11 protein-coding genes are annotated in these 12,902 nt (G+C 67.7%); 8 read left to right on the top strand and 3 right to left on the bottom strand.

The window, feature by feature from the left end:
* Positions 1–39: 39 nt before the first annotated feature.
* On the top strand, positions 40–930 hold the full coding sequence (locus CZ674_RS06210; RefSeq protein ID WP_086991653.1) for a serine hydrolase domain-containing protein: 891 nt from the start codon (positions 40–42) through the stop codon (positions 928–930).
* On the opposite strand, the gene CZ674_RS06215 is transcribed toward CZ674_RS06210, so the two are convergent.
* On the bottom strand, positions 902–1,864 hold the full coding sequence (locus CZ674_RS06215; RefSeq protein ID WP_143244659.1) for a phosphotransferase enzyme family protein: 963 nt from the start codon (positions 1,862–1,864) through the stop codon (positions 902–904). The genes CZ674_RS06210 and CZ674_RS06215 overlap by 29 nt on opposite strands.
* The gene (locus CZ674_RS06220) at positions 1,861–2,475 is read right to left on the bottom strand and encodes a DUF4126 domain-containing protein (protein ID WP_086991655.1); all 615 of its coding nucleotides are present in this window, start codon (positions 2,473–2,475) and stop codon (positions 1,861–1,863) included. Before CZ674_RS06220 ends, CZ674_RS06215 begins: the two co-directional genes overlap by 4 nt.
* A gap of 27 nt (positions 2,476–2,502) precedes the next feature.
* Here CZ674_RS06220 and coaE point away from each other — a divergent pair, with 27 nt between their 5' ends.
* Genes coaE through uvrB form a run of 3 tightly spaced genes read left to right on the top strand, consistent with a single transcriptional unit; the run spans position 2,503 to position 6,669 of the window.
* A complete protein-coding gene (gene coaE / locus CZ674_RS06225) occupies positions 2,503–3,105 on the top strand; it encodes a dephospho-CoA kinase (RefSeq protein WP_086991656.1) in 603 nt (200 codons plus the stop codon).
* Between the two features lie 43 nt (positions 3,106–3,148).
* Positions 3,149–4,594 carry a serine hydrolase domain-containing protein gene (locus CZ674_RS06230; RefSeq protein WP_086991657.1) on the top strand — a complete coding sequence of 482 codons (1,446 nt, stop codon included), beginning with the start codon at positions 3,149–3,151 and terminating at the stop codon, positions 4,592–4,594.
* A 20-nt stretch (positions 4,595–4,614) separates the two neighbouring features.
* Positions 4,615–6,669 (top strand): excinuclease ABC subunit UvrB, encoded by a 2,055-nt coding sequence (gene uvrB / locus CZ674_RS06235; protein ID WP_086991658.1) that lies wholly within the window; start codon positions 4,615–4,617, stop codon positions 6,667–6,669.
* A 42-nt stretch (positions 6,670–6,711) separates the two neighbouring features.
* On the opposite strand, the gene CZ674_RS06240 is transcribed toward uvrB, so the two are convergent.
* Complete coding sequence (locus tag CZ674_RS06240; protein ID WP_086991659.1) at positions 6,712–7,353, bottom strand: GntR family transcriptional regulator; 642 nt, start codon at positions 7,351–7,353, stop codon at positions 6,712–6,714.
* A 134-nt stretch (positions 7,354–7,487) separates the two neighbouring features.
* On the opposite strand from CZ674_RS06240, the gene CZ674_RS06245 reads away from it, so the two are divergent.
* Genes CZ674_RS06245 through CZ674_RS06260 form a run of 4 tightly spaced genes read left to right on the top strand, consistent with a single transcriptional unit; the run spans position 7,488 to position 12,894 of the window.
* The gene (locus tag CZ674_RS06245) at positions 7,488–8,789 is read left to right on the top strand and encodes an NRAMP family divalent metal transporter (RefSeq protein ID WP_086991660.1); all 1,302 of its coding nucleotides are present in this window, start codon (positions 7,488–7,490) and stop codon (positions 8,787–8,789) included.
* 24 nt (positions 8,790–8,813) lie between these two features.
* Complete coding sequence (locus CZ674_RS06250) at positions 8,814–9,575, top strand: LamB/YcsF family protein (RefSeq protein ID WP_086991661.1); 762 nt, start codon at positions 8,814–8,816, stop codon at positions 9,573–9,575.
* Positions 9,572–11,140, top strand: a complete 1,569-nt coding sequence (locus tag CZ674_RS06255) for a 5-oxoprolinase subunit B/C family protein (RefSeq protein ID WP_234988462.1) — start codon at positions 9,572–9,574, stop codon at positions 11,138–11,140. Before CZ674_RS06250 ends, CZ674_RS06255 begins: the two co-directional genes overlap by 4 nt.
* Positions 11,141–11,154: 14 nt before the next feature.
* Positions 11,155–12,894, top strand: a complete 1,740-nt coding sequence (locus CZ674_RS06260) for an acetyl/propionyl/methylcrotonyl-CoA carboxylase subunit alpha (RefSeq protein ID WP_086991662.1) — start codon at positions 11,155–11,157, stop codon at positions 12,892–12,894.
* Positions 12,895–12,902: the final 8 nt, after the last annotated feature.

Here is a 12,902-nt window from a genome sequence, read left to right on the forward strand (position 1 = left end):
GACCGGGCCCCTTTCGGCGTCTCTTGCTAGATTGCTCGAATGACCCGCGCATCCGACACGCTCGCGACCATCGTCAGACAGATCGATGACGAGCGGCTCGCCGCGTACGGCGTCGTCGTGCAGATCAGCGACGATCGAGCCGAGCACCGGTGGCTCAGCGACGAACGCGTCGACATCTACTCGGCGTCGAAGGGCGTGGCCACGCTGGCTGCCGGCATCGCCGTCGACGAGGGCATCCTGACCCCGTCGACCCGCGTCGCCGAGTGCCTGCCCGAGTTCGCCGCCGGTCAGGGCGCCGCAGACGTCACCCTCGAGCAGCTGCTTCGCCTGTCGAGCGGCATCGACTTCGACTGGTTCGGCCTCGCCGAGCCTGAGGGGCGCGACGTCGCCCGTGACATGCTGGCGCTTCCGGTCACGAGACCGGGGAAGTTCCTGTACACGAACGCCAGCCACTACACGGCGATGCGGATGCTCGCCTCACGCGTGGGCGATGTGCGCGACTATCTCATGCCCCGGCTGTTCCTGCCCCTCGGCATCCTCAACCCGCAGTGGCAGCGGTGCCCGCTGGGGCACATCCTCGCCGGCACCGGGCTCATGATGACCACGGCCGAGCTGGCGCGCGTGGGTCAGCTGCTGCGCGACAGGGGCCGCTGGGAAGACCGGCAGCTCGTCTCATCAGCATGGGTCGATGCCATGCACGAGAGCTGGCTGAGCACCGGCGGAGACGGCGCGTTCGCCGAGTACGGCATGGGCGCCTGGAACGGCCCCGAGCAGACGTGGCGCCTCGACGGGCTCTACGGCCAGTATGTCGTCATCGATCAGCAGCGGGACGCCGTCGCAACCATCACGGCTCACGAAGAGGAGCGCGACCACCTGCTGGCCGAGATCGCGGCCAGGTCACTCACGGAAGCGGGTATCGCTCCGGCGTGACCACCGCGAGATCCGCAAGGTAGCCCCGCTCGCGCGGGTTCGCCCATCCGTCTGCATCGGTGTCTTCGATGGCCCACGTGCCCTCCTCCCACAGCATGTGGTCGACGGCGTGCGGCCAGAGCTCGCGCTCACGATCGGTCAGCGTCACGTGTGCGCTGTAGCCCTCGCAGAACGCCCGCCACTCGGCATCAGAGAACATGCGGCCGGGAGCCGTGGCGGCCTCGCGGTGAAAGAGCACCAGCGCCATGGCCAGCTCGAACAGGCGCGGCTCGACACCGCCGTTGTCAGGGTCGACGAGCACGAGTCGGCCGTCGTCAGCGAACACGATGTTCGTCGACCTGTAGTCGCTCGAAAGCGCTGCACGGGGGAGCGGCTCGTCGCTGTCGGCAGCCTTCAGCGCGGGAAGCGCCGTGTTCCACCAGCGGTCCAGCAGCTGCTGGACGCCTGCGAGCAGCGGGGCGGCGTCGTCGCTGAGGTGCTTCGGCAGCTCTTCCTGCAGCGTCACGAGATCGTCGTGCGAATCGTCGAAGTCGGCATCGGTGAACTCGTACTGCCGCATCGCTCGCAGCACCGCATCCGGCACCGGCGCTGCATGGATGCGTCCGAGAAGGTCGCCGGCGGCACGTGCGTCGTCGGCACCGCCCTCGTAGGGACGCCCCTCGATGAACGGGTAGACCACCCACCAGTCGTCGCCGATCCGCTGCGGGTTGTCGGCTGCCAGGGCAAGCGGCGCGACCACCGGCACGCCGAGCTCGGCCAGTGCGGTCGTCCATGCGGCCATCGCCGCGGCGCGCTCGGGCTTCGTCGCGGTGACCTTGACCACCGCTTCGGCGCCGTCGGCGGCGCGCGCCCGAAGCACGGTGGCCCAGGGGGTCAGCGACTCGGAGTCGACCGCGGCGAGTCCGAATGCCTGTTGCAGCTGTTCGTGCATCATTTCTCCGTTGCCGGTGTGAGGGGTGTGTCTGAGCGCCCGCGGCGGCGTCTGCGCACGAGCAGCACGCCGAGCACGATCACCGCGATGACGCCGAGGATTGCGAGCACCGGCAGGATGAGCGCGAACGCGCTGAGGGCGACCGAGCTGAAGTCCTCGACCGTCGACATGATCGGAGCAGCTGCGCCAAGCGTCACCGCATTCGCCACGGGACGAGCCGTCGTCTTCAGACCGTGCACGCCCAGCGCGATGACGATGCCGATCACGATGGGAACCCACTGGTGGGTCGTGAAGAACTCGGCGGGGTCGGTGACAGCCATCGTGCTGGCGCCTGACGACGAGCCGAACACGAGACCGCCGGATGCGGGGCGCACCACGGTCTGCAGCACATCGTTCACGGAGTCGACGGCGGGAATCTTGTCGGCGACGAGCTCGACGACGAGCAGCACTCCGATGATGCCGAGCACCCACGGGTTCGAGAGCCACGCCCAGCCGTCGGGCACCGAGATGAACTGCGGCAGGAACCTGTTGGCAAGCCCCACCATGAGCAGCGGAATGTAGGCGTTCATGCCGGCTGCCGCAGCAAGGCCGGAGCCGGTGAATATCTCGAGCATGTCACCAGAATACGGTTGAATGGCCTGGTGACTCTGATTGGACTTACAGGTGGCATCGCGGCAGGCAAGACCACCGTCGCATCTCGTTTCGCCGAACTCGGCGCCGTGGTGCTCGACGCCGATCGCATCGCGCGCGAAGTGGTCGAGCCAGGCGAAGCGGCGCTGACAGCAGTGGCCGAGCGCTTCGGCGACGGTGTGCTCGATGCAGCCGGCGCACTTGACCGCCCGGCCCTCGGCGCCGTCGTCTTCGGCGACTCCGAGGCTCGCAGCGACCTCGAGGCGATCCTGCACCCGGCCATCCATCGACGCGTCAACGAGCGCATCGCCAAGGCGCATGACGACGACCCGGCTGCTGTCGTCGTCTACGACATCCCGCTGCTCGTCGAGACCCTCCACACGACGCCGCTCACGTACGATGCGATCGTGGTCGCGCACGCGCCTGCAGACATCCGACGGCAGCGGCTCATCGACCTGCGGGGAATGTCAGCAGAAGAGGCGGATGCGCGCATCGCGTCCCAGGCGAGCGATGCGGAGCGCCTGGCAGTCGCCGACCACGTCATCCGCACCGACACCTCCATTGAAGACACTGTCGAAGAGGTGGATACTGTATGGAAGCTGATCCACGGCTGACGACCGTGACGACACCATCGAAGAAGGCGACAACGGCATTCACATGGCAAAGATGACAGACGCACTCCTGGCAGCTCGCGGAGCACTCGACTACGCGGTCGGCTGGCTCGAATACCGCGTCTGGCGCACCCGGGTTCCCGGCGCGCAGGTCGCTGTCATGATCGGCGACGACCTCATCGTGAATCGTGCGGTCGGCATGGCCGACACCGAGTCGGAGGAGCGCCTCGGCACCGCCCACCAGTTCCGCATCGCCTCCCACTCCAAGTGGCTCACGGCGACGGCATTCCTGCGGCTTGCGGAGGCCGACGTGCTCGCACTCGACGACCCTGCATCCGCCTTCGTCACCGAGCTCGAGGGCACGCCGTTCGCAGACGTCACGATCGCAGAGCTGCTGTCGCACGGGTCGGGCATCACGCGCGACTCAGACGACAAGGGGTTCTGGTCGGCAGACGGCGACTTCCCCGACCGCGAGCGTCTGCTCGAGACAGTGCGCGCAGGCGGCGACGTCGTCGAGCCGAACGCCGTGTTCAAGTACAGCAACTTCGGGTTCGGCCTGCTGGGCCTGGTGCTCGAGGCCGTGACCGAGCGCACGTACGAAGAGACGATGCGCGAGCTGGTCACACGGCCGCTGGGGCTCACGCGCACGGTTCCCGACATCGACGACCGCAAGAGCGCGAAGCCCGTCACCGGGCACTCGGGCATCGTGACCGACCACCGGCGCACGCCGATGCCGAGCCCTTCGGCCGGCGCGCTGCACGCGGCGACAGGCTTCACATCGACCGCCGCCGAGCTCGCCCGCTTCGGCCGCGCCCACGTGTACGGCAACGAAGAGCTGCTGAGCGACCGGTCGAAGGCGCGCATGCAGCGTGCCCACTGGACGTACCGCGACCGCTCGGGCGCCGAGGCATCCTACGGCCTCGGCACGATGCGCACCGAGATCGGGGGGAGCCTGTGGGTCGGGCACGGCGGGTCATGGCTCGGCCAGTCGACGCGCACTCTCGTCGAGCCTCGGCTCGGCATCGTGATCACGGTGCTGACGAACTCGATCGACGGCCCCGCCGACGAACTCGCACGGGGCATCGCCAAGCTGATCCTCCAGTCGCAGAAGACTTCATCGAAGCCGCTCTCTCTGGTCGCCGAGGCAGGGCCTGCAGTCGGATCCGCATCCGCGTCACCGACACGAGGCTCGAAGCGCGTCGAGCTGAGCCGCTTCATGGGCCGCTTTGCGAGCGAGTGGTCGATCGTCGACGTGGTGCAGGTCGGCGAGCGCCTGCTCGCGATCTCGCCGCAGTCGCCCGATCCCATCGCCGCTGCGATCGAACTGACAGTGATCGACGAGCAGACCCTTCGCCTGCCGCTCGACCCCGGCTTCGACTCGGTCGGCGAGCTGCTGCACTACGACTTCGACGCCAAGGGCCGCGTGCGATCGATCTCAGGCGGCTGGGACGTCAGACCCGCCTCGTCGCTGGAGTCGTTTCCGCTGTCATAGGTGCGCCGTAGGCTGGATGCATGGAACCGACTCGTGCCGTGCACCCCTTCGAGGTCATCAGCGACTACACCCCAAGCGGTGATCAGCCGAAAGCCATCGACGAGCTCGCAGAGGCGATCAATCGCGGCGAGACCGACGTGGTGCTCCTCGGCGCCACCGGAACAGGCAAGAGCGCGACGACCGCATGGCTGGTCGAGAAGCTGCAGCGGCCGACGCTGATCCTCGCGCACAACAAGACCCTGGCGGCGCAGCTGGCGAACGAGTTCCGCGAGCTGCTGCCCAACAATGCGGTCGAGTACTTCGTCTCGTACTACGACTACTACCAGCCAGAGGCCTACGTGCCGCAGACAGACACCTTCATCGAGAAAGACAGCTCGCTCAACGCCGAGGTCGAGCGGCTCCGGCACTCGGCCACGAACTCGCTGCTGTCGCGCCGCGACGTCGTGGTCGTCTCGACGGTCTCGTGCATCTACGGCCTCGGGCAGCCCGAGGAGTACCTCGACGCCATGGTCGCGCTGCAGGTCGGCATGCGCATCGACCGCCAAGAGCTGCTACGCAAGTTCGTCTCGATGCAGTATCAGCGCAACGACGTCGCGTTCGAGCGCGGCACCTTCCGCGTGCGCGGCGACACGATCGAGATCATCCCGATGTACGAAGAGCTGGCCATTCGCATCGAGCTCTTCGGCGACGAGATCGACCGCCTCTCGACGCTGCACCCGCTCACGGGAGACACGGTCGCCAACCTCGATTCGATCTCGATCTTTCCGGGCTCGCACTACGTCGCGGGCGAAGACCGCATGAAGCGCGCGATCGTGAAGATTCGCGAAGAGCTCGACGAGCGGCTGCAAGAGCTCAAGTCTCAAGACAAGCTGCTCGAGGCCCAGCGACTCCAGATGCGCACCACCTTCGACCTCGAGATGATGGAGCAGCTCGGGTTCTGCTCGGGCATCGAGAACTACTCCAGGCACATCGACGGACGCGACCAGGGTGAGGCGCCCCACTGCCTCATCGACTACTTCCCAGACGACTTCCTCGTCGTCATCGACGAGTCGCACGTCACGGTGCCGCAGATCGGCGCCATGTACGAGGGCGACGCAAGCCGCAAGCGCACACTCGTCGACCACGGGTTCCGGCTGCCGAGCGCCCTCGACAACCGGCCGCTGAAGTTCGGCGAGTTCAAAGACCGCGTGGCGCAGACGGTGTACCTCTCGGCCACGCCCGGCAAGTACGAGATGGGCCTGGCCGACTCGGTCGTCGAGCAGATCATCCGCCCGACCGGCCTTGTCGACCCCGAGCTCAAGATCAAGCCGATCAAGGGTCAGATCGACGATCTGCTCGAAGAGATCCGCGTGCGCTCCGAGCGCAACGAGCGCGTGCTGGTCACGACGCTGACGAAGAAGATGGCAGAAGAGCTCACCGAGTACTTCACTGAGGCAGGCGTCAAAGTGCGCTATCTGCACTCGGATGTCGACACGCTTCGTCGAGTCGAGCTGCTGACCCAGCTTCGACAGGGGCTGTTCGACGTGCTGATCGGCATCAACCTGCTGCGCGAGGGCCTCGACCTGCCTGAGGTCTCGCTCGTCGCCATCCTCGACGCCGACAAGGAGGGCTTCCTGCGCTCGTCGACGTCGCTGATCCAGACGATCGGCCGCGCGGCCCGAAATGTGACCGGCGAAGTGCACATGTACGCCGACCGAATCACCGACTCCATGCGCCTCGCGATCGACGAGACCGACCGACGCCGCGCGATCCAGGTCGCCTACAACGAAGAGCACGGCATCGACCCGACACCGTTGAGAAAGCGCATCGCCGACATCACAGAGGTGCTGGCCCGCGAAGAGCAAGACAGCGCAGAGCTGCTGGCCGGCCGCACGGCGGGCTCGCCGACGCCGAGGCTCGGCAGCCACCGATCCGGCTCCGACGGCCCCGAGCAGCTCGAGGCCCTTGTCGCAGACCTGACCGAGCAGATGAAGGCCGCGGCCGGCGAGCTGAAGTTTGAACTGGCAGCACGGCTGCGAGACGAGCTGCAAGAGCTCAAGCGCGACCTGCGCCAGATCCGGGGGGCAGAGAACTAGCTGTTCTTCCCACGCTGGCTGCGAGCAGCGTGGGAAGAACAGCTAGTCGCGGCCCAGCCGCGCATACGCCCCGAGCACCGCTCGCTCAGAGTCGATGAGGTAGCGCTCAAGCTCGTCGGCGGCCGCCTTCGGTCCGTCGCCGACCATGAGCTCGAGGATGCGCGCATTGCGCGACAGGAACGGCGCGTGCAGACCATGAGCATCGCCGAGCGCAAGGAACGCGAGTCGCAGCTCTGCCAGCAGCTGCCCGTGTACCTTCTGCAGCCGTGCGCTGTCGGCCAGCAGCACGATCGCAGCATGAAACGCCATGTTCGCGGTTCCGACCACAGCCCAGTCCGACTCGTCTGCCGCCGAGCGTGCGCGCTCGACTGCCTCGCGCATCCGATCGACTCCCGGATGCAGGGGAGACGCCCCTGCCAGGACTCCGCCCTCTATCGTGCGACGCGCGCGGTAGATGTCGACGACATCGGCCGTGGCTGGAGCTGCGACTGAGACTCCTCGGTTCGGCACGTGGTCGACGAGCCCCTGCTCGGACAGCACCCGAAACGCCTCGCGAAGCGTGTTGCGCGATGTGTCGAGGTCGCGTGCGAGCGTCTGCTCGGACAGCTTCTGTCCCGGAGCATAGACACCCTGGATGATCTGGTCTCGCAGTGCGCTGGCGAGGGTCTCGCGGTGATCGGCCATGTGGAGATGCCATCTGGGCTCCGCGCCATGAAACCCAAACTGTAGAACAATCGTTGCGCAACTGTTGAACAGTCGGTGCAGTGGCGGGACTCGGCATTCCTGCCAGCACCCATCAACGAGGACGGGAACCCACCATGGCATCAGACCAGGCAACAGGCCACGCCACTGGCGACCTGACTCCTGGCGATCAGACTCCGGGCGAGAAGGCCAAGGCATTCGCCAAGAGCCGCCGCACCGTCATCCTGGGGGCCATCTTCCTGATGGCGACATCGGCGATCGGCCCCGGCTTCATCACGCAGACCGCCACGTTCACAGCACAGCTCGGGGCGTCGTTCGCATTCGCGATCCTGATCTCGATTCTCATCGACTTCGCGGTGCAGATGAACATCTGGCGCATGATCACCGTCTCGGGCAAGCGCGCAGGAGCACTCGCGAACTCCGCCGTGCCGTACTCAGGTCACGTGCTGGCCGTGCTGATCGTGATCGGCGGGCTCGCCTTCAACATCGGCAACATCGCCGGCGGCGGGCTCGGCCTCAACACCCTGCTGGGCATCGACCCCAAGCTCGGCGGCGTCCTCACCGGCCTGCTGGCAATCGGCATCTTCCTGTTCAAGAAGGCCGGCCGAGTCGTCGACATCGTGGTGCTCGTCCTCGGCATCGGCATGATCCTGCTGACCCTCTTCGTGGCGATCACGGCGCAGCCGCCGATCGGAGACGCACTCCGACAGACGGTCTTCCCCGACCAGATCAGCTTCGCCACGATCACGACCATCGTCGGCGGAACCGTCGGCGGCTACATCACCTACGCGGGCGCGCACCGCTACCTCGACTCCGGCATGTCGGGTCCCTCGGCGGTCAAGCACGTGCACCGAGCGTCGTTCAACGGCATTCTGATCACGGGCATCATGCGCTACGTGCTCTTCCTCGCGATTCTCGGGGTCGTCGCATCGGGCGTGACGCTCGACATCACCTCCCAGACCGCGAACCCCGCCGGTCAGGCGTTCGGGGCAGTGCTCGGCGAGGCCGGCATCCGCATCTTCGGTGCTATTTTCTGGGCCGCTGCGCTCAGCTCTGTCATCGGCGCCGCGTACACCTCGGCCACGTTCCTGTCGACATTCTCGAAGCGCCTGACTGACGGCTGGGGACTGCGGCTGGCGACGGTGGCATTCATCGCCGTCTCGCTGATCGTCTACGTCATCATCGACACCGCTCCGGCAGCGATCCTCGTCTTCGTCGGCGGCTTCAACGGCCTCATCCTGCCGATCGGACTCACGATCTTCATGTACATCGGGTGGTTCCGCTCGAAGGACGTCCTGGGCGGCTACCGCTACCCGAAGTGGCTGCTGGTGATCGGCACCCTCGCGACCCTGCTCAGCTTCTACATGGGCGCAGTCTCGGTCGGCCCGATCTTCGCCTTCCTCGGCATCGGCGCATAGTCTCAGAGAAGAGAGGAGACAAGCATGACTGTCATCGACCTGAACTCAGACCTCGGTGAGAACACGCCTGATCGGCTCGTCAGCGACGACGCCGCGATGCTCGAGATCGTCACGAGCGCGAACGTCTCATGCGGGTTCCATGCGGGCAGCCCCGAAGGCATCGCCGAGACGCTTCGCCAGGCTGTCGACCGAGGCGTCGCCATCGGCGCGCACCCCGGCTACCGCGACTACGCAAGGTTCGGCCGCGAAGAGATCGAGATCGATTCGTCGACGCTGCAGGCGCATGTCGAGTACCAGCTCGGCGCGCTGCACGCGCTGGCTGCATCGGCCGGGGGGCGCGTCGTGTACGTCAAGCCGCACGGGGCCCTCTACAACACCATCGCCCGCGACGAGCGCAAGGCCCGCGACGTCGTGGCTGCCGTCCGTGCCGTCGACCCCTCGCTCGTGCTGCTGGGCATCGCGGGCGGCGTTGTGATCGACATCGCCGAGCAGGCCGGCATCGCGACGGCAGCCGAGGCTTTCGCAGACCGCGCCTACACGCCAGAGGGGCTGCTCTTGTCGCGCAGGCTCGAAGGAGCCGTTCTGCACGATCCCCAGCTCGTGGCAGAGCGGATGGTGCGTCTCGCGCACGAAGGAGTCATCGAGTCGATCGACGGCACCGATGTCGCTGTGCGCGCCGACTCCATCTGCGTGCACGGCGACAGTGCAGGTGCGATCGCAATGGCTAGGGCGACACACGACGCGCTGGAGGCCGCAGAAGTGACGATCGCCCCCTTCGCACCATGATTCGGGTGCTCACGGCGTCTGACACGGCGCTGCTGGTCGAAGCGGCCGATCTCGACGAGTCGATGCGGCTGCTGCCTGCCCTCGTCGCGGCCGAGCTGCCCGGCGTCACCGAGTTCGTGCCTGCCGCGAGAACCATCATGGTGAGGTTCAGCCCTGGCGTCGTCTCGGCGGAGCGCCTCGAGTCGATGCTGCTTGCGATCGAGCCGACGGATGCGCGCACGGGTTCGACAGGCGAGGTCACGGTTCCCGTGCGATACGACGGTGAGGATCTCGGCGAGACCGCGCGGCTGCTGGGCCTGACCTCCGACGAGCTGATCGCTCGGCACCAGGCTGCGACATGGACCGTGGCCTTCTCGGGATTCGCCCCCGGGTTCGGCTACATGGCGGGTGATGACCCGCTGTTCGACGTGCCGCGCCGCACGACACCGCGAACGCGCATCCCCGCTGGCTCCGTCGCTCTGGCGGGCCGGTTCGCGGGCGTGTATCCGAAGGAGAGCCCAGGCGGCTGGCAGCTGATCGGCCGCACCGACCTGGCTATGTGGGACATCGACCGCGACCCGCCTGCGCTGCTGAAGCCCGGGACGACGGTTCGATTCGAACGCGTCGAGCGCGAGCTCGTGCAGGCCGCTGCGCCGAAGCCCCAGATCGTCGACACCGCGCACGCGATCGGAGTCGTTCGCCCTGGCCTCCAGCTGCTGGTGCAGGACCGAGGCCGCCCCGGCATGGCCGCCGAGGGCGTGTCTGCCTCTGGCACCGCCGACCGCGCAGCCCTCGCCGAGGCGAACAGGGCTGTCGGCAACGCCCCGGGCGAAGCCGCGCTCGAGCTGGCAGGCGGGGGAGCGGCGCTGCGCTTCCGCGGAGACGCCGTCGTCGCCGTCACCGGAGCCCTCTGCGACGTCACGCTCGACTCCGACCAGCGCTCGGCATCCATGCCCCACGGTCAGCCGTTCGCAGTCGAAGACGGCGACGAGCTGCGCATCGGCTTCGCCGCCGACGGGCTCCGCATGCTGCTGGGGATCCGCGGCGGCATCGCCCTCGAGCCGGTGCTGGGCAGCGCAGCGACCGACACGCTCGCCCATCTCGGGCCAGCCCCTCTTGCCGCAGGCTCTGTCGTGCCGCTGCGGGGCCCGCACCACGGCATCCGTTCAGCGGAGCCGACTCGCGCGCCTCGCGTGCCGCTTCCGATGTCTGGCAGCACCGTCGAGCTCGACATCACACTCGGTCCGCGCGACGACTGGTTCACGCAGTCCGCTCTCGAGCGGCTGGTCAGCCAGGAGTGGGAGGTCACGCCGCGCTCAGACCGGGTCGGCGTGCGACTGCAGGGAGCAGCGCCGCTCGAGCGCGCCCGCGACGGCGAGCTCGAGAGCGAAGGCGCGGTCACCGGCGCAATCCAGGTGCCGCCAGACGGGCAGCCTGTGCTCTTCCTGCCGGATCACCCGCTCACCGGCGGCTACCCGATCATCGGCGCCGTCGTCGACAGCGATCTCGACCTCGCCGGCCAGCTGCCGCCGGGCAGCCGCATCCGATTCCGCGTGCGCACCGACGCCACACACGACCGAAACTGACTCCAGGAGCAGCCATGCAGAAGATACTCATCGCCAACCGCGGCGAGATCGCCGTCCGAGTGATCAGAGCGTGCGCCGAAGCCGGCTACACCTCGGTGGCCGTGTACGCCGACCAGGACATCGACGCCATGCACGTGCGCCTCGCGGACGAGGCGCACGCCCTGCCGGGAACATCCGCGGCGCAGACCTACCTCGACATGGACGCGCTGCTGGCAGCGGCCAAGCGCTCAGGCGCCGACGCCGTGCACCCGGGGTACGGATTCCTCTCCGAGAGCGCACAGTTCGCGAGCGCGGTCGAGCAAGCCGGGCTCATCTGGATCGGCCCGACGCCTGCCAGCATCACCCGTCTCGGCGACAAGGTCGCCTCTCGGCAGCTGGCCGTGCAGGTCGGAGCACCCCTTGCCGCCGGAACCGACGAGCCGCTGAACGACGCCGACGAGGCTGTGGCATTCGCCCGCGAGCACGGTCTTCCCGTGGTCATCAAGGCAGCGCACGGAGGAGGAGGCCGCGGCCTGAAGATCGCACACGCATTGGAAGACGTGGCGTCGGCCTTCGACTCGGCCACCCGAGAGTCGATCGCAGCGTTCGGGCGAGGGGAGTGCTTCATCGAGCGCTATCTCGAGCATCCCCGCCATGTCGAAGCGCAGGTGCTGGGCGACGGCCGGGGCCGAGTCATCGTCGTCGGCGACCGCGACTGCTCGCTGCAGCGTCGAAGCCAAAAGCTCGTCGAGGAGGCTCCGGCCCCGAGCCTCACCGAAGCCCAGCGCGCGCGCATCCACGATGCGGCCCGCGACATCTGCTCTGCTGTCGACTATCGAAGCGCCGGCACGGTCGAGTTCCTGCTCGCCCCCGACGGAACCATCTCGTTCCTCGAGGTCAACACGCGACTGCAGGTCGAGCATCCGATCACTGAAGCGGTCACGGGCGTCGACCTCGTGCAGGAGCAGTTCCGCATTGCCGAGGGCCGCGGGATGTCCTTCGACGAGACGCCCCCGGCTGTCGGCCACGCGTTCGAGTTTCGACTGAATGCCGAGGATCCCGGCCGCGGCTTCCTGCCCTCGCCCGGCACGATCGAGACCCTGCATGCTCCCGGCGGGCCGGGCATCCGATGGGATGCAGGCGTGCAGGCCGGCGACCGGGTCGAGGCCGCCTTCGACTCGCTGACGGCCAAGCTGATCGTGCATGCACCCACGCGTGACGACGCACTCGCCCGGTCGAGGCAGGCGCTGCGCGAGCTCAGCATCGAAGGTGTGGCGACCGTCGCGCAGTTCGCGCAGGCTGTGCTCGACGAGCCCGACTTCCAGACCGATTCGTTCGCAGTCTCGACGCAGTGGATCGAACAGCGGCTGATGCCGCGACTCGAGCTCCAGCCCCGCAGCGCGGCCGGCAACGGGGGCGAGCTGCGACGCGTGGCGATCGAGCTCGACGGGCGGCGTGTGATGCTCGGCCTGCCGAGTGATCTGCTGCGCGGGGCGTCGGCGGATGCGCGCACAGCGGCCGATCCCGCAGAGGGAGTCCCGCAGACGCCCGCAGATGATCGTTCTGTTGCCTCGCCCGTGCCCGGAATGGTCGCAAGCTGGCTCGTGGCAGACGGAGCATCGGTCGACGAGGGCGACGACATCGCGGTCATCGACGCGATGAAGATGGAGACGCGCGTCGCCGCCCATCGCGCAGGAGTCATCCAGCACCTCGTGAGCGAGGGCGACTCGGTCCCGGCGGAGCAGCCGATCGCCCGTGTGGGGGAGGCGGACTGAGGGCCTGG

Origin of the sequence: Agrococcus casei LMG 22410 (genome assembly GCF_900163565.1) — a bacterium.
GTDB classification, from domain to species: Bacteria; Actinomycetota; Actinomycetes; order Actinomycetales; family Microbacteriaceae; genus Agrococcus; species Agrococcus casei.